The 16,964-nt window shown below is 73.2% G+C and carries 16 protein-coding genes; 6 read left to right on the forward strand and 10 right to left on the reverse strand.

What is annotated here, in order from left to right; translation table 11 throughout:
* Positions 1-5: 5 nt before the first annotated feature.
* On the reverse strand, positions 6-932 hold the full coding sequence (locus E1264_RS00540) for a LysR family transcriptional regulator (protein ID WP_132168373.1): 927 nt from the start codon (positions 930-932) through the stop codon (positions 6-8).
* Between the two features lie 75 nt (positions 933-1,007).
* Here E1264_RS00540 and E1264_RS00545 point away from each other — a divergent pair, with 75 nt between their 5' ends.
* Entirely contained in the window at positions 1,008-1,928 is a 921-nt protein-coding gene (locus E1264_RS00545) for an EamA family transporter (RefSeq protein ID WP_132168375.1), read from the forward strand.
* Positions 1,929-1,933: 5 nt separating this feature from the next.
* Complete coding sequence (locus E1264_RS00550) at positions 1,934-2,800, forward strand: dihydrodipicolinate synthase family protein (protein WP_207935633.1); 867 nt, start codon at positions 1,934-1,936, stop codon at positions 2,798-2,800.
* Here E1264_RS00550 and hemL read toward each other — a convergent pair.
* The gene (gene hemL / locus E1264_RS00555; protein ID WP_132168379.1) at positions 2,797-4,095 is read right to left on the reverse strand and encodes a glutamate-1-semialdehyde 2,1-aminomutase; all 1,299 of its coding nucleotides are present in this window, start codon (positions 4,093-4,095) and stop codon (positions 2,797-2,799) included. The two genes, E1264_RS00550 and hemL, sit on opposite strands and share 4 nt — an antisense overlap.
* A 144-nt stretch (positions 4,096-4,239) precedes the next feature.
* Between hemL and E1264_RS00560 the strand changes: the two genes are divergently transcribed.
* Positions 4,240-5,970: a serine/threonine-protein kinase gene (locus E1264_RS00560; protein WP_165963896.1), complete on the forward strand. Its 1,731-nt coding sequence runs from the start codon at positions 4,240-4,242 to the stop codon at positions 5,968-5,970.
* Positions 5,971-5,997: 27 nt separating this feature from the next.
* Here the strand turns inward: E1264_RS00560 and E1264_RS00565 are convergent, their stop codons facing one another.
* From E1264_RS00565 to E1264_RS00600, 8 genes are all read right to left on the reverse strand, one after another.
* Positions 5,998-6,660 (reverse strand): bifunctional DNA primase/polymerase, encoded by a 663-nt coding sequence (locus tag E1264_RS00565; protein WP_132168383.1) that lies wholly within the window; start codon positions 6,658-6,660, stop codon positions 5,998-6,000.
* A gap of 138 nt (positions 6,661-6,798) precedes the next feature.
* On the reverse strand, positions 6,799-7,791 hold the full coding sequence (gene hemB, locus E1264_RS00570; protein ID WP_132168385.1) for a porphobilinogen synthase: 993 nt from the start codon (positions 7,789-7,791) through the stop codon (positions 6,799-6,801).
* A gap of 17 nt (positions 7,792-7,808) precedes the next feature.
* On the reverse strand, positions 7,809-9,359 hold the full coding sequence (locus E1264_RS00575) for a bifunctional uroporphyrinogen-III C-methyltransferase/uroporphyrinogen-III synthase (RefSeq protein WP_279489378.1): 1,551 nt from the start codon (positions 9,357-9,359) through the stop codon (positions 7,809-7,811).
* 113 nt (positions 9,360-9,472) lie between these two features.
* Positions 9,473-10,393, reverse strand: coding sequence for a hydroxymethylbilane synthase (gene hemC / locus E1264_RS00580; protein ID WP_132168389.1), 921 nt, complete (start codon positions 10,391-10,393; stop codon positions 9,473-9,475).
* Between the two features lie 50 nt (positions 10,394-10,443).
* A complete protein-coding gene (locus E1264_RS00585; protein WP_132168391.1) occupies positions 10,444-11,985 on the reverse strand; it encodes a glutamyl-tRNA reductase in 1,542 nt (513 codons plus the stop codon).
* A gap of 52 nt (positions 11,986-12,037) precedes the next feature.
* On the reverse strand, positions 12,038-12,781 hold the full coding sequence (locus E1264_RS00590) for a redox-sensing transcriptional repressor Rex (protein ID WP_132168393.1): 744 nt from the start codon (positions 12,779-12,781) through the stop codon (positions 12,038-12,040).
* Between the two features lie 300 nt (positions 12,782-13,081).
* Complete coding sequence (locus E1264_RS00595; protein WP_132168442.1) at positions 13,082-13,342, reverse strand: glutaredoxin family protein; 261 nt, start codon at positions 13,340-13,342, stop codon at positions 13,082-13,084.
* Between the two features lie 17 nt (positions 13,343-13,359).
* Complete coding sequence (locus E1264_RS00600) at positions 13,360-14,721, reverse strand: antibiotic biosynthesis monooxygenase (RefSeq protein ID WP_132168395.1); 1,362 nt, start codon at positions 14,719-14,721, stop codon at positions 13,360-13,362.
* 248 nt (positions 14,722-14,969) lie between these two features.
* Between E1264_RS00600 and E1264_RS00605 the strand changes: the two genes are divergently transcribed.
* The 3 genes from E1264_RS00605 (at position 14,970) to E1264_RS00615 (ending at position 16,956) form a co-directional block, all read left to right on the forward strand.
* Entirely contained in the window at positions 14,970-15,698 is a 729-nt protein-coding gene (locus tag E1264_RS00605; protein WP_243710671.1) for a sigma-70 family RNA polymerase sigma factor, read from the forward strand.
* A 124-nt stretch (positions 15,699-15,822) separates the two neighbouring features.
* Positions 15,823-16,011 (forward strand): hypothetical protein, encoded by a 189-nt coding sequence (locus E1264_RS00610; protein ID WP_132168397.1) that lies wholly within the window; start codon positions 15,823-15,825, stop codon positions 16,009-16,011.
* Positions 16,012-16,119: 108 nt separating this feature from the next.
* The gene (locus E1264_RS00615; RefSeq protein ID WP_243710672.1) at positions 16,120-16,956 is read left to right on the forward strand and encodes an HAD-IB family hydrolase; all 837 of its coding nucleotides are present in this window, start codon (positions 16,120-16,122) and stop codon (positions 16,954-16,956) included.
* Positions 16,957-16,964 lie beyond the last annotated feature (8 nt).

Below are 16,964 nucleotides of genomic sequence, written 5' to 3' on the forward strand. Positions count from 1 at the left end.
GCGCGTCACCCGGTGATCGCGGAGACGGCGGGAAGGTCCGCCGGGACGGCGGCGCGCAGGGCGCCGAGCGCGGCGCGGATGGCGGGGCGGCGGGCGGCCTCCTCGCGCCAGACCGCGTACACGCGGCGCGACAGCGGGTCCGACAGCGGGACGATCACCACGCCCGGCGGGACGTCGCAGCGCCCGAGCCGCGGCAGTATCGCGTTGCCGAGCCCCGCCTCGACCAGGGACAGCTGCGTGGCGAACTCGTAGGCCATGTGGTCGATGCTGGGTTCGCTGTCGACGGCGCGGAGCGTCCGCAGCAGCCAGTCGCAGCAGATGCTGTCGGGCGACGAGCTGATCCACGGGTCGCCCGCCAGCTCCTTGAGGTCGATAGTGTCGCGCCCGGCGAGCGGGTGGCCGGACGGCACCGCCACGTCGGCGACGTCCTCGCAGATCACGCCCTTGCACAGGCCCTCGGCCATCGGGAGCGGCTCGTTGTTCCAGTCCTGGACGACGGCCATGTCGAAGTCGCCGCGCGAGACGAGCGGCATGCTGCGCATCGGGTCCTCTTCGAGGAGCTGGACGCGCAGGTCGGGATGGTCGGCGCGGAGGGCGCGCAGCGCGGCGGGCATCAGCCCGCGGATCGCGGTCGGGAACGCGGCGACGGTGAGCTGCCCGACGACGGAGCCGCGGTGGGCCTCCAGGTCGGCCTGCGCCTGCTCGACGAGCGACAGGATCCGCCCGGCGTGGGCGACGAGCAGCTCGGCGGCGTCGGTGAGCCGGACGCCGCGGCCGTTGCGTTCGAGCAGCTTCTGGCCGGTCTCCCGCTCCAGCTTGGCGAGCTGCTGGGAGACCGCCGAGGTGGTCACGTGCAGGACGTCGGCGGCGGCGCTGACCGAGCCGTACGTCGCGACGGAGTGCAGGGCCCGCAGCCGCTCTAGATCAAGCATGTAAGTAATACTAAAGCGATGTGTCAAGAAGTTCTCGCTTGTCCTAAAGCGAGTTTCTGTCTGACGATCAAACCCATGAAATCGCGCCACGTCCTGCTGGCCACGCTGGTCGCCGCACTGTGGGGCTTCAACTTCGTCCCCATCCACTGGGCCCTCGACGATCTGTCGCCGCTGCTGATGGCCGCGCTGCGGTTCATCCTCGCGGCGGTGCCCGCGGTGTTCCTCGTCCGGCGGCCGCCCGTCCCGGTGCGCTGGCTCGTGCTGGTCGGCCTCCCGCTGGGCGTGGGGCAGTTCGGGCTGCTGTTCATCGGCATGGACATGGGCATGCCCGCGGGCCTGGCATCGGTCGTCCTCCAGGTCCAGGCGATCTTCACGGCGCTGTTCGCGGGGCTGCTGCTGCGCGAGCGGCTCGGCGCCCGGCAGGTCGCGGGCATGGCCGTCGCGTTCGGCGGGATCGCGCTGCTCGGCGTGGCGCAGGCCGAGGGCGGCAGCCCGGTCGGCGCGTTCGTCGTCTGCCTCCTCGCGGCGGCGAGCTGGGGGCTGGCGAACGTCGCCATACGGAAGATGGGCCAGGCGGCGACCGGGCCGGTGGACCCGCTGGGCTTCATGGTCTGGGTGTCGCTGGTGCCGCCGCTCCCGTTCATCGCCCTGTCGTTGACCTTCGAGGGGCCGGGCGCCGTGCCCGACGCGGCGCGCGAGCTGTCCCTGGCCGGGCTCGGCTCGATGGCGTACATCGCCTACATCTCCACGCTGTTCGGATTCGGCGTGTGGGGCTGGCTGATCCGCCGCTACGAGGCCAGCACGGTCGCCATGTACTCGCTGCTCGTCCCGCCGTTCGGGCTGGTCTCGGCCGGCCTGCTGCTCGGCGAGCGCGTGGACGCGGTCCGGCTCACCGCCGCCGCCCTGGTCATCGCGGGCGTCGCGGCGGGCAGCGTCCGCCCGCGCACCCGTGTCGAACTGCCCCGACCCGAACCGCAACCGGCTGAGACAAGGTGAGAGCCGTGCACGGAATCCACGCGTCGCTCGTGACGCCGTTCACCCGGTCCGGCGAGGTGGACGTCAAGTCGCTCGAACGGCTCGCCGTCCACTGCCTGGACGGCGGAGCCGACGGCCTGGTCGCGCTCGGCACGACCGGCGAGGCGGCCATGCTGAGCCCCGCCGAGCAGCGGACGGTCCTGGAGGTCTGCCGCGCCGTCTCGATCGAGCACGGGACGCCGCTGACCGTCGGCGCCGGGACGATCGGCACCGAGGACTCGATCCGGCAGGCCCGCGAACGGGCGCCGCTGGCCGACGCGCTGCTGGTCGTCGTCCCCTACTACCTGCGCCCGTCGGACGACGGCGTCATCGACCATTTCGCCGCCATCGGCTCCGCCGTGGATGTGCCGCTCATCGCCTACCACGTCCCCTACCGGACGGGGAAGCCGCTGCCCGCCGGGACGCTCCTGCGGATCCTCGCGCTCGACTGCGTCGCCGGGATCAAGCAGTGCGCGGGCGCCGTCGACCACGACACCCTCGCCGTGCTCGCCGCGCACACCCGCAAGGCGGTCCTGTGCGGGGACGACGCGTACCTGTATCCGATGCTCCAGCTCGGCGCGTCCGGGGGCGTCACCGCGTCCGCCTGCCTCGCGCCCGCCGCCTACGCCGCGATGGCCGCCGCGACCCGCGACGGCAACGCGCCGCGCGCGCTCGCGCTGCACAACGCGCTGCTCCCGATGGCGGACGCGCTGTTCGGCGAGCCGTCGCCGAGCGTCCTGAAGGCGTGCCTGGTGGACGAAGGGCTGATCGACGAGCCCGCCGTGCGCGCTCCGCTGCACGCGCCGCGGCCGGAGTCGGTCGCGGCGGCGCTGAGGGCGTTCAGGGCCGTCTAGGAGGACGACGCCTGGGCTGCTGCTCGGGCGGCGTGCGGTAGGGCGTCCAGGATGCGTCCGAGCGCCTCCTCGTCGTGCGCGGCCGACAGGAACCACACCTCGTAGGCGGACGGCGGCAGGTACACGCCGCGCTCCAGCATGGCGTGGAAGAACGCGGCGTACGCCTTGGCGTCCTGGCGCTGCGCGGCGGCGAAGTCGCCGACCTTCCCCTCGGTGAAGAAGATCGAGAAGAGGTTCCCGGCGTTCTGCATCGAATGCGCGACGCCCGCCCGCGCCAGCTCGTCCGACGCGGCCTTCGACACGGTCTCCGCCGCGCGGTCGACCGTCGCGTACACCTCGGCGGTGGCGTGCCGGAGCGTGGCGAGCCCGGCGGCGGTGGCGAGCGGGTTCCCCGACAGGGTGCCCGCCTGGTAGACGGGGCCCGCGGGGGCGAGCTGGTCCATGATGTCGGCGCGCCCGCCGAACGCGGCGGCGGGCAGCCCGCCGCCCATCACCTTCCCGAACGTCATCAGGTCGCCCGGGACGCCCTCGATCCCGAACCAGCCGGACGGCGACGCGCGGAACCCGGTGAGCACCTCGTCCATCACCAGCAGAGCGCCGTACCGCTCGCAGAGCCGCTTCAGCAGCGCGTTGAAGCCCGGCAGCGGCGGCACCACGCCCATGTTGCACGGCACCGCCTCGGTGATCACGCAGGCGATGTCGGTGCCGTGCTCGTCGAACACCGTCTCCAGCGCCGGGACGTCGTTGTACGTCAGGATGAGCGTGTCGCCGGTGGTCGCGCCGGTCACGCCGGGGGTGTCGGGGAGGCCGAAGGTGGCGACGCCGGACCCGGCCGCGGCGAGCAGCGCGTCGACGTGCCCGTGGTAGCAGCCCGCGAACTTCACGATCTTGGTGCGTCCGGTGAAGCCGCGCGCGAGCCGGATCGCCGACATCGTCGCCTCAGTGCCGGAGTTGACGAGCCGCACCTTCTCCGCCGGGGTCCGCGACGCGATCTCCTCGGCGAGCTCGACCTCGCCGGGCGTCGGCGCCCCGTAGGAGGTGCCGCGCCCGGCCGCCTCCCGCACCGCCTCGACCACGGCCGGATGCGCGTGCCCGAGGATCAGCGGACCCCACGAGCACACCAGATCGACGTACTCGTTTCCGTCGGCGTCCGTAAGGTAGGGGCCGCGCGCCGACGCCATGAACCGGGGCGTCCCGCCGACGGCGCCGAACGCCCGCACCGGCGAGTTCACCCCACCGGGCACCACCCGCGTGGCACGATCGAACAAGTCCTGGGAGCGATCGAAACCTGTCATTACTTCAGTCTCTCAGTTGCAGTTCGGGAACTTGCCTTGACCTCGCCGGGTACGGGCCGATATTCCACCAAGTACGACATGGCGCCCTGTCTCTGCATGCGGTCTCACGGCGCCCCTTCAACTCCCCGGCCGGCTCACCGGGACATGCGCATCGGAGGGAAGGCTTTCACCGTGGTCAACGGCTGGACGGTCCCGGGCTTCACCCACGAACGGGAGCTGGGTGGCGGCGCCGAGGGCCGGGTGGTGCTGGCGGTCGACGACCTGACCAGCACGAAGGTCGCGATCAAGTACCTCGACGGCGGGCTGCTCGCCGACGAGGCCTTCCTGACGCGGTTCCGCGCGGCCGCGCGCATCCTGTCCCAGCTCGAGGACCCCAACGTGGTCGACCTGTACGACTTCGTGGAGACCCCGGACGGCGCCGCGATCGTGATGCAGTGCGTCGACGGCGTCAGCCTGCGGCACGTCCTCGCCGCGCAGGGCCCCGCCGGCCCGCTCGCCGCCCTGTCCATGCTCGGCGGGACGCTGCTCGGGCTCGCGTCGGCGGGCGAGCACGGGCTGACGCTGCACGGCGCGCTGCGCCCGGCGAACATCATGATCGACGCCGACGGCAACGCGCGGCTCACCGACTTCGCGACGGCGCGCCCGGGCACCGAGGCGCAGTCCGGCGCCGCGTACGCGGCGCCCGAGCTGTGGGACGGCTCGCCCGCCACCGTCGCCACCGACCTGTACGCGGCCACCGCCGTCTTCTACGAGTGCCTCACCGGCCGTCCGCCCTTCACCGGGCGGAACCTGGCGCGGCAGCACCGCGAGGCGCCGATCCCGGCCGACGGGGTTCCGGGGCCGCTGCGCGATCTCGTCCACCAGGGCCTCGCGAAGGACCCGGCCCGGCGTCCCGCGTCCGCCGTCGACTACCTCGCCGCGCTGGAGGAGGCGGCCGTGTCGGCGTACGGGCCGTCCTGGGAGGCGCAGGGCCGCGGGCGGCTCACCGAGCTGGCCGCGCAGGCCGCCCTCCAGCCCGAGCCGCCGAAACCCAAGCCGGCCCGGAGCAGCGGGCGCAACCCGATCGTCGCGGCGAAGCAGCCGGGCGGTGGCGGTTCCCGGACGCGCTGGGTCCTCGCCGCCGTCGCCGTGCTCGTCGTCGCGGGCGCCGGGGCGAGCGCCGCGACGCTGCTGAAGGGCGACAAGAAGCAGCCCGCCGCGCCGACGACGGCGCAGAGCAGCACCCCGCAGCCGACGCCGCCCGCCGCCGGGGGCATCGACGCGAACCAGCTCGTCGCGCGGATCGACCAGGCCGTCGCGCAAGCGCCCGGCGCCCTGTTCAGCTACCGGCAGACGGGCTGCTGCGGCTTCCCCGCCGCCGGCAAGGGAACGCTCGGGCTGGCGCCGGGCGGGCAGGCGTCCAGCGCGCTGCCGTCGTACTCGCTGACGCTGTCGGGGACGGGCGCGGCCCGCAAGCCCGTCCGCGCGCTCATCGTCGAGGACCGGTTCTACGTGCGCGTCGGCAAGAAGTGGCGGTCGTCACCGCTGACCGGGCGCGGCTACCCGGCGGCGGCCGACCAGGTGCGGCAGGGCAGCGCGGTCGCGAACCTGACGGCGCTGCTCCGGTCGTCGACGAAGCTCACCAAGACCGGCGCGATCTACGAGGGCGAGGCCCCGGCGGCGGCGCTGGCGCAGGTCCCCGACCTCGGGCCCATGTACGCGCGGATGGCCGAGGCGACCGGCGCCCAGCAGATCGCGTTCGCGATCAAGTTCGACGCGGGGTTCCGCCCGACCAAGTTCTGGGTCCGCGCCGGGCCGGAGAAGGGCCGCAACCAGACCATGCGCGGCTCCTACACCAAGTGGGGCCGCAAGCCCGCCATCAAGGCGCCGAGCTGACGCCTCCGCAGGCCGTTCCGCGACGGGCTATCCGGCGACGTCGCAGCTGTCGGAGAGGACTTCGAGGAGCCGCAGCGGGTCGGGGAGCGGGTCGCTGGACGGCGGCCGCAGCCAGCTGACCTCCCGCCCTGACGGCAGGACCGACGGCGGCGCGACGACGTAGCTGTCGCGGCAGTGCCACCGCATCCCGGGCGTCTCGGCGACGTCCTCAGGGGAGCAGTCGAGGTGGCAGGACCACCATTCGTCCTCGTCGACGGGCGCGCCGCGGGTCGCGACGAAGAACAGGCTCCGGTCGCCGCCGACGGACGCGACCGGCCCGACGGGCAGGTCCTCGCGGGAGATCCGGTCGAGCGCGAGGGTGCCCGCGGCGGCGGGGACGTCGAACACGTCGAAGACGCGGCCGGTCGGCAGGATGATGTTGGCCTGCGGGCGCTCGGCCCACCAGCGGTCGATGACGGCGGTGTCCACGCTGGCCTGGTGCGCCCAGGCCGCCGACACCGGATGCGCGCCCGGGTCGGGACAGCCGATCCGGTCGCACGAGCACGCTCGGCCACCGCCCTTGCGGTCGATGGCGTTCGGGGGGTGGGCGCCGGGGAAGGTCGGCCAGCCGAGGGCGGCGTAGTCCCGCGCCGCCGAGGCCATCCGGTCGCGTGCCGCTTTCAGCCGTCTGTTCCCCGAGACCGCCAGCATTTCCGCCCCCAATACCCCAAGGTCGAACGTGGGTTCCTGGTTACCGATGATGCCCGGCGGGCGAAACCGCGGGCACGGCAACCCCCGGAAAACGACCCTAAGTAACTAGGGGCCGTCCCAGAACGGCGGGACGGCGGGTCAGTCCGCTCGGGCCAGCCGGCGCGCCACTTCGGTAGCCCAATAGGTCAGGGCGATGTCGGCGCCGGCGCGGCGGATGGACAGCAGCGACTCCATGATCGTGCGGTCGCGGTCGATCCAGCCCTTCTCGGCGGCGGCCTCGATCATCGCGTACTCGCCGCTGACCTGGTAGGCGACGACGGGCACGGCCACGGTGTCGCGGACGCGGCGGATGACGTCGAGGTACGCCCCGGCCGGCTTCACCATGACCATGTCGGCGCCCTCGTCGATGTCGAGGAGCACCTCGCGGACCGCCTCGTCGGCGTTGGCCGGGTCCTGCTGGTGGGTGGACCGGTCGCCGAACCGCGGCGCGCACTCGGCGGCCTCCCGGAACGGACCGTAGTACGCGGACGCGTACTTCGCCGAGTACCCCATGATCGGGAGCTCGGGGTATCCGGCGCCGTCGAGCGCGGCGCGGATCGCGGCGACCTGGCCGTCCATCATGCCGCTCGGGCCGATGACCGCGGTGCCCGCCTCCGCCTGCGCGACCGCGATGGACGCGTACCGCTCCAGCGTCGCGTCGTTGTCGATCTCGCCGGACGCGGTGACGATGCCGCAGTGCCCGTGGTCGGTGTACTCGTCCAGGCACAGGTCCGTCATGATCACGGTCGCGTCGCCGAGGTCGGAGCCGAGGTCGCGCAGCGCGAGCTGGACGATCCCGTCCGGGTCGTCGGCGGCGGAGCCGGTGCCGTCCTTCACCGCCGGGATGCCGAACAGGATCAGCCCGCCGACGCCCGCCTCGACCGCCTCGTGCGCGGCCTTGCGGAGGCTGTCGCGGGTGTGCTGGACGACCCCCGGCATGGACGAGACGGGCTGCGCCTCGGCGATGCCCTCCTTGACGAACATCGGCAGCACCAGGTCGGCCGGGCTGAGCCGCGTCTCGGCCACCATCCGGCGCAGCGCGGGCGTGCGGCGCAGCCGGCGCGGCCGTGCCACCGGAAACCTTGCGGACATGTGAACCGAACTCCCCGTTACCTGCGGCGGCGCGCGCCGCGGCGCATCTGGCTGGGCTTGCGGGGCGGCTCCCCGGCCTCGGCCCGGGACGTCCGCCATCTCGCACCGTACTCGGCGAGGGCCTCCGCGAGGGCGGATACGGATGGTTTGTCCGCCATGACGTCGACGCGCAGCCCGTACTCCTCGGCCGTCTTCGCCGTCTGCGGGCCGATCACCGCGATGGCCGTCACCTTGTGCGGCTTGCCGGCGATCCCGATCAGGTTCTTCACCGTGGACGACGAGGTGAACAGCACCGCGTCGAACCCGCCGCCCTTGATCGCGTTGCGGATGTCCTCGTGCGGCGGGGCGGCGCGGACCGTCCGGTACGCGGTCACGTCCTCGCACTCCCAGCCGAGCTCGGTCAGGCGGGCGATGAGCACGTCGGTCGCGATGTCGGCGCGCGGCAGCAGCACCCGGTTGATCGGGTCGAGGTCCTCGTCGTAGGGCGGCCACTCGCGCGCCAGGCCCTCGCCCGACTGCTCGCCCGACGGCACCAGGTCGGGCTGGATGCCGAACTCGACCAGGGCCTTGGCCGTCTGCTCGCCGACGGCGGCGACCTTCAGCCCCGCGAACGCGCGGGCGTCGAGCCCGTAGTCGACGAACTTCTCCCGGACGGCCTTGACCGCGTTGGTGGAGGTGAACACCACCCATTCGTACCGTCCGGTGACCAGGCCCTTGACGGCGCGCTCCATCTGCTGCGGCGTGCGCGGCGGCTCGACGGAGATCGTCGGGACCTCGACGGGGACGGCCCCGTACCCGCGCAGCTGGTCCGACAGCGAGGCGGCCTGCTCCTTCGTCCGCGGCACCAGGACGCGCCATCCGAACAGCGGCTTCGTCTCGAACCAGGACAGCTCGTCGCGCCGGGAGACCACGTCCCCGACGATGATCATCGCGGGCGCCTCCATGCCCTTGGTGTCGGACGCCAGCTTCTGCAGCGTCGACACGACGGTCTCCTGCTCGGTGGTCGTGCCGAGGCTCGTCATCGCGGCCGGGGTGGAGTCGGGGCGCCCGGTGGCGACCAGGCCCTTGCAGACCTCCGCGACCGCGCCCTCCGCGCCGAGGATCACGAGGGTGGCGCCGGGGTCGGAGAAGCGCTCCCAGTCGACGCCGCCCGCGGCGGCGTCGATGACCCTGACCTCGCGGTGCCCGTCGTCGGTCAGCGGGATGCCCGCGTAGCCGGGCACGCCCGTCACGGCGGACACGCCGGGCACGACCTCGAACGGGACCCCGGCCTTCGCCAGCGCTCCGCCCTCGGCGGCGAGCCCGCAGGCCAGCCCGGGGTCGCCCTGCAGCAGGCGCACGACGCGGCGGCCCGCCCGCACGGCCTGGGCGGCGATCTTCACGGGGTCGCCGTCCGCCGAGTCGATGATCTCCACGTCCCGGCGGCAGTGGGACAGGATCTCCGGCGGGCAGTGCTCGCGGCCGACGATCACCGTGTCGGCGCGCTCCAGCTCGGCGGCGGCGCGCAGCGTCAGCAGGCCGGGGTCGCCCGGCCCCATCCCGACGATCACGACGCCGGCGGGACCGATCGCGCGGTCCGCCGGGCCGTCCTCGGCCTGCGTGGCAGCGCTTTCAGGCGCGGCGTCCTCGGTTCGGGTCTTCGAGACCGGGGTCTCTGCGGTGGTGCTCTTCGCGGCGGGGCTCAATCGCGCTCCCCCATCAACTGGTCGGCCCCCTGCGCGAGCAGCCGGTCCGCGAGATCGCGTCCGAGCCGTTCCGCGTCGTCCGGGTGGCCGCTTGCGGACAGCCGCACCTGCCGGCCGCCGTCGTACGAAACGACGGTCGCCGTCAGATGGAGCTTTTCATCTACTTCGGCAGCGTACGTCCCCACGGGCGCGGAGCAACCCGCCTCCAGCACGGCCAGGACCGTCCGCTCGGCGGTGACGGCACGCCTGGTCGGGACGTCATCGACCGTTCCAAGCAGGGTCCGGAGGTCGGCGCGGTCGGCGCTGCATTCGAGCGCGAGTGCGCCCTGCCCTGGGGCGGGCAGCATCAGGCTCTGGTCGAAGACCTCGGCGACGGCGTCCAGGCGGTTGATCCGCTTCAGGCCCGCGTGCGCGAGGACGACGGCGTCCAGCTCTCCGTCGGCGACCTTGCGGAGCCGGGTGTCGGCGTTGCCGCGGATCGGGACGATCTCCAGGTCGGGACGCATCGCGCGCAGCTGCGCCACCCGCCGCGGCGAACCGGTGCCGATGCGCGCCCCGCGCGGCAGATCGGCGAGCTTCGCCGGGCCGCAGAGCGCGTCGCGGGGGTCGTCGCGGTGCGGGGTCGCGGCGAGGACGATCCCCGGCGTCTCCGACGTCGGCAGGTCCTTCAGCGAGTGCACGGCGAAGTCCACCTCGCCGGACAGGATCTTGTCGCGAAGCGCGTTGACGAAGACACCCGTCCCGCCGATCTGGGCGAGCAGGGCCTTGGAGACATCACCCTGCGTGGTTACCCCGACCAGCTCCACGGCATGCCCGGTCAGCCGCGTGACCTCGTCCGCGACCTGCTGCGACTGCGTCATGGCCATCAGGCTCTTGCGGGTGCCGAGCCGCAGCGGGCGCCCGCCCGGCACGCTCATCCCCGTGCCCCGTGGGGGGCGACCCCCCACACCCCCCGGTTCGCTACCGCTCATCTTTCGTCTCCTCCACGCCCGGCCACGGTGCCGCGGGCGCTCACCGCCCGGACGTTCGCCGCCTGCGCGTTCACCGTCTCCGCGCTCAAGCCCTGCTCAGCCAGCTCACCCAACCCGTGCCCGCCCAACGCGTGCCCGGTCACCCCGTGAATGGTGCTCACGCAGTCGGCCTCGGCGCACTCCGGGTCCACCGTACGGGCGGAACCGCCCGCCCATTCATGATCCTCGGTGTCGCGCATGTCGGCGCGGGCCACCGCCTCCGGCGCCTTCGGGTCGAGGTCGAACAGCTCGCGCAGCGCGTCGGCGTAGGAGTCGCCGCCCGGCGACGACGCCAGCTCCTTGACACGGACGGTCGGCGCGTGGAGCAGCTTGTCCACCACGCGCCGGACGGTCTGCTCGATCTCCTGGCGGGCCCGCTCGTCTATCCCGGGCACGCGCCCGGCGAGCCGGGCCAGCTCGGCCTCGACAACATCTGCGGCCTTGCTGCGCAGCGCGACGACCGTCGGGGCGACGGCCGCGGCTCGGGCGGCGCTGAGGAACGCCTCCACCTCGTCGCAGACGATCCGCCGGACGGCCTCGACCGCCTTCGGGCCGATGGCGTGCGCGGCCTCCTCGGCCGTCCGCAGGTCGTCCAGCCCGGCCAGGCCGACGCCCGGCAGGTCGCGGACGGTCCGCTCGACGTCGTGCGGCAGGGCCAGGTCGAGGAAGAACCGGTTCCGCCCATCGGAGCCGACGCCCTGGGCCTCAAGCCGCGCCGTCGTCAGCACCAGCCCGGTCGCCCCCGTGCAGGACACCACCAGGTCGGCCGCCGCGACCGCGGAGTCGACCTCCGAGAGCTCGATCGCGCGGGACGGCGCGTCCAGCGACACGGCCAGCCGCACCGCCTTCTCGTGGGTGCGGTTCGCGACCACGATCTCGCGCGCCCCGGCGCGGCTCAGCGTCGCCGCCGCGAGCGAGCTCATCGACCCGGCGCCGACGACCAGCGCGCGGACGCCCTCCAGCGGGCCGAGGTGCCGGGCGGCGACGTCCAGCCCGACGCTGACCAGCGAGGCGCCCGCCCTGTCGATGCCCGTCTCGTGGTGGGCGCGCTTGCCGACGCGCAGCGACTGCTGCAGGACGTCGTGCAGCTCGCGGCCGAGCGTGCCCTCCTCCTGCGCGACGCGGAACGCCTGCCGGATCTGCCCGAGGATCTGCCCCTCGCCGACGACCATCGACTCCAGCCCGCACGCCACCGCGAACGCGTGCTGGACGGCCCGCTCCTCGTAGTGGACGTACAGATGCCGCGACAGCTCGTCCAGCGGGACGCCGGACTGCTGCGCGAGAAGGTCGGAGACCGCCGAGACGCCGCCGTGGAACTTGTCGACCACCGTGTAGATCTCGACCCGGTTGCACGTCGAGACGATCGCGGCCTCGGCGACGTTCGCGGAGCCGTGCACGGCGTGCAGCAGCTTCACCAGGTCGTCCCCGGCCACCGCCGCCCGCTCCAGCACCGCCACTGGAGCGCTCCGGTGACTGAGCCCAACGACCAGAATGCTCACGCCCTGCCTCCTGTGTCTCCCGCCAGCCTCATGCCCGCCTGCCCCGCCTGTCTTATGCCTCGATCACCGTCTCCACGTACTGCTTCGTGCCCGGCGGCGCTTCGCCGGTGGCCAGGGAGGCGAGGCCGTCCGGCCCGCCGGCCTTGCGCTGCTCGTGGAACGCGAGGATCTGCAGCTCGATGGACAGGTCGACCTTGCGGACGTCGACGCCGTCCGGCACCGAGAGCACGACCGGCGCGAAGTTCAGGACGCTCGTCACGCCCGCCGCCACGACGCGATCGCACACCCCCTGGGCCGCGCCCGCGGGGGTCGCGATCACGGCGATGGAGACGCCGTGGGCCGCGATGATGTCCTCCAGCCGGTCGATGTGCTCCACCGTCATGCCGGCGATCTCCTCGCCGACGATGGAGTCGTCCGCGTCCAGCAGGCCCGCCACACGGAAACCGCGGGACGCGAAACCGCCGTAGCCGGCCAGCGCACGGCCCAGGTTACCCACACCGATGATCGCGACGACCCAGTCCTGCGTGAGCCCGAGTTCCCGGGAGATCTGGTAGACGAGGTACTCGACCTCGTACCCCACGCCGCGCGTGCCATACGAGCCCAGGTGGGACAGGTCCTTCCGGAGCTTGGCCGAGTTGACCCCGGCCGCCGCGGCGAGCTCCTCCGAGGACACGGTCGCGACGCCGCGGTCCTGGAGCCCGGTGAGGGCCCGCAGGTATACCGGCAGCCGCGCCACGGTGGCTTCGGGGATGCCGCGCCCGGCGCGGTCGCGTTGGCGGTTCTGTCGAGGTGTCACGGCCTGCTCTTCGGCTCGACGCTGGGATCGGGACCGCGGCGGCCCCGGGCCCCGGGTCTCGTACGGTCGGGGGCGGCCGCACGGCCGCGGCCTGACCGCCTCGGGGCCGTCCACCAGGTTATGCCCTTGTGAATACGCGCACAAAGTGCCCCCCTCGGTAGGCCGATCGGCGCAGCTGAGGGGGGCGGGCCGCGGAGGCCCGTCCAGCAGGGGATTCCGGCGCGGACAGCCCGCCCGGACGCCTACTGAAAGCACGCCGGACGGTCGGCCTGATGTGACCGACCAGACACCCCGGAGGGGTCAGGACGAACCGCGCGCCTCCCCGATCGCCGCGCGGAGGCGGTTCTCGTCGACGCGCCAGAAGTCGTGCTGGACGCCGTTGATCAGCGTGACGGGGATCTGCTCCCAGTACTGCTCGGTGTCGCTTTCCGACTTGGTGATGTCGCGCTCTTCCCACGGGACGCCCAGCTCGCGGGCGACGCGCTCGATCACCGCGCGGGCGTCGTCGCACAGATGGCAGCCGGGCTTGCCGAGCAGGGTGATCGTGACGTCGTCGTCCATCGGGGTGCCCACCGCCGTCACCGTCCGGGGAACTCCGGCGCCGGGAGCGGCACCTTGGCCGGGCCGAGCCGCAGCTCGATCACGTTGGTGGCCAGCACATGGGTGCGCGACTCCGCCAGGAACCGCTGCAGGTGCGGCTGCTTGCGGTGCGCGGCGAACGCCGCATCGTCCCGGAAGAGCTGGTAGAAGATCCGCTGCGTCGGCGCGCCGACCACCTCGTGGCAGGCGAAGATCACCGTGTCGGGCTCGGCGGCCAGCGCGGCCTTCACCAGGTCGGTGGCGAGCCGGTCGAAGGCGTCCTCGCGGCCGTCGAGCAGCGTGTACACGGTGATCTGGCCGCACCCGCCGGCGAGCCGCCCCAGCCCGCCGAGCCCGCCCGGGACGCCCTTCGGCCCCCCGGCGGGGCGCGCCTGCTCGGGGACGAGCCCGGCGGCACCGTGCCCGGCGCCGATCCCGTCGACGGCGGTGGGCCCGGCCGGGTTCGCGGCCGGGTTGCCGGAGAAGCGGAGGTCTTCGGCCTCGGCCATCGGGACGGGGTCGGGGAACCGGAGCTCCCCCCGCCGCGGGTCGTGGGACGGCGGCGGCGGCGTCGGCGCCCCGACGGGCTCGCGCCGCGAACCCGGGTAGCCCTGCTCCTCGTAGCCGGTCGCGGGCTCGTCCCGGTAGCCGTCGCCGTACTCGTCCCTGCCCTCGTAGCCCTCGTAGCCTTCGTCGTCCTCGTACACCGGGATCGTGCGCATCGCGCCGTACCAGACGAGCCCGGCCGCGCCGCCGAGCGCGATCACCGCGAGCGGCGCGGGCAGGAACCCGCGGCTGCCGCTGACCACCAGCACGCCCGCGAGCGCGACCAGCGCGACCGGGATCAGCAGCTCGGCGGCCTCCTGGTCGCGCTTGCTCGCCAGCCACGCGGTGACGCCCGTGCACGCCGCGAGCGCGAGCACCGCGACGACGTGCGCGCCGTCGATCAGCAGCAGCGGCAGCGCGTCGTAGGTCTTGCCGGGCTTCGGCAGGCTCTTGTTCAGCGTGCCCTTGAGCGGGTCCAGGACGAGGATGACGGTCGCGACGACCGTGTAGGAGACCGCGAACAGCCAGCCCGCGAAGCGCACCTGCACGTACCGGGCGATCAGCTCGATCATGCCGAGCGCGAGCCAGACCGGCCCGATGAGCGCGGCGCCGAGCTCCACGACGCGGAACAGCGCGCCGTTGAACCCGGCCAAGAAACCGACGCTCATGCACAGCAGCGCCAGCGACAGCCCTACCTGGGTGAACGACCAGGCGATGAGGTAGAGCAGCCGGTCCTTGTTGGCGCGCGAAATCAGCAACCCCGTGGCCGCCAGAGCACCAAGGGTCGCCACCAGCGCGAGAAGAGCGTCGACCATCGCGCCCCATGGTGCCCGATGGCGGCGGCAGAGGGGTAACCCGCCTCCAGCCGAACACACCCGTACGCCATACGCCGGTGGCTTGGAGGGCCACGCCAAACGATCTGTCCGGCTAGGTCAAGTGGCCTGTCATCGCCACTGGCCGGCGTACGCCATTTGCGCGCCGCGCACGCCATTGCTTCTGGCATCTACCGGTATCTAGAGTGGCAAATCACGCCGGAGGTCGCGTAAGCCCCGAGGAGAACTGCATGAGCAGCTTGTCCCTCGATGCCGGGGCCCTCCCGCTGCCCCGGTCTCCACGAGGACCCTTCGGCTCCGGCGGTCTCCGCATCCCCGACCGCACCGGTGCCGGGCGGGACACCGCCAGACGGGATGTCGCCGGTCGCGACGTCGCCGGACGGGACGCCGCCGAGCAGGACGCCGGACGCGCCGAGATCCTCAAGGCGCTCGTCCTGCGGGCGCGGGACGGCGACGCCGAGGCGTTCGGCTCCCTCTACGACCACTACGTCGAGCTGGTCTACCGGTACGTCTACTACCGGGTCGGGTCGCACTCGCTCACCGAAGACCTCACCAGCGAGACGTTCCTGCGCGCGCTGCGCCGGATCTGCGACTTCCACTGGCAGGGCAAGGACTTCGGGGCCTGGCTCGTCACGATCGCCCGGAACCTGGTCGCCGACCACTTCAAGTCCGGCCGCTACCGGCTGGAGGTCTGCACCGCCGAGCTGGTCGAGCCCGACCGGCACCAGGAGGGGCCCGAGCGCGCCGTCCTGGACTCGATGACCAACCGGACGCTGCTGCAGGCCGTCCGGCGGCTGGGGTCGGAGCAGCAGGAGTGCATCGTCCTGCGGTTCCTGCACGGGCTGTCGGTCGCCGAGACCGCGCTGATCATGGGCAAGAAGACGGGCGCGATCAAGGCGCTGCAGTACCGGGCCGTCCGGTCCCTGGGCCGGATGCTCCCCGACGACCTGCGCCGATAACCGCCCGTTCCCCGCCCGTTATTGGATTGATCGTCTATTCGCGGCACGGCCGTAACCCGCCGCGCCGTCCGATCGTTTGTGCGGGCAGGAGAGCGTTCACGCCTGGACTCCAGAAGGAGAGCCAGTGAGAACCAGGCGAGGGAAGATCATCGAGCAAGGGAACGCGCTTGCCCGGTTGCGGGCGAGCGACGCCGGGCCCGACCCGCGGTTCCGTGCCGTGCTGCGCGAGCGGCTCGTCGCGGCCGCGGGCGACCGGAGTGACGGCCGTCCCAATCACGGGCGAGGGGACGGCCATGGGGAGGCGGTTGATTAAGCTCGGCCCATGCGGCAGACACGGCAGCGGTCGTTTCGGCAAGGCCCGCTCTCGCGGGGCTCGTTCTGGCAGTGGCCGTTCTGGCAGCGGGGCAAGGACGAAGATCATGTGAGTGCAGGAGAGGCCGCCGCGGCGGCCGCGGCCGAGCAAGAGCCGCTGCCCGAGCCCGACCCCGCCGCGGCGGCGTTCTTCGACGTCGACAACACGATGATGCGCGGCGCGTCCATCTACTACTTCGCGCGCGGGCTCGCCGCCCGCAAGCTGTTCACCATGCGCGACCTCGCCATGTTCGCCTGGGGGCAGGCGGCGTTCCGGCTGCGCGGGAGCGAGAACTCCGAGCACATCGGCAGCGCCAAGGAGGCCGCGCTCGCGTTCGTCGCCGGGCAGAAGGTCGCCGGGATCGTCAAGCTCAGCGAGGAGATCTACGACGAGGTCATGGCCGACCGGATCTGGAGCGGCACCCGCACCCTCGCCCTCCAGCATCTGGACGCGGGCCAGCAGGTCTGGCTCGTCACCGCCACGCCCGTCGAGGTCGCCCGGACGATCGCGCACCGCCTCGGCCTCACCGGCGCGCTCGGCACGGTCGCCGAGACGAGCGACGGCGTCTACACCGGGCGGCTCGTCGGGAACCTGCTGCACGGGCCCGCGAAGGCGGAGGCCGTCCGCGCCCTCGCCCACCGGGAGGGCCTCGACCTGGCGCGCTGCGCCGCCTACAGCGACTCGATCAACGACCTGCCGATGCTGACGGCCGTCGGCCACCCGCACGCCGTGAACCCGGACGCGGAGCTGCGCGAGCACGCCAAGGAGAACGGCTGGCCGATCCACGACTTCCGCACCGGCCGCCGGGTGACGATGATCGCGCTGCCCGCGGCGGCCGGGGCGGGCGCGCTCGCGGGCGGTGTCGCGGCCGGGATCGCGCTGCGCCGCCACTACCGCGCGAACTGACCCGGCCG

This window comes from Actinomadura sp. KC216 (assembly GCF_004348535.1).
In the GTDB taxonomy this organism is placed as follows: Bacteria; Actinomycetota; Actinomycetes; order Streptosporangiales; family Streptosporangiaceae; genus Spirillospora.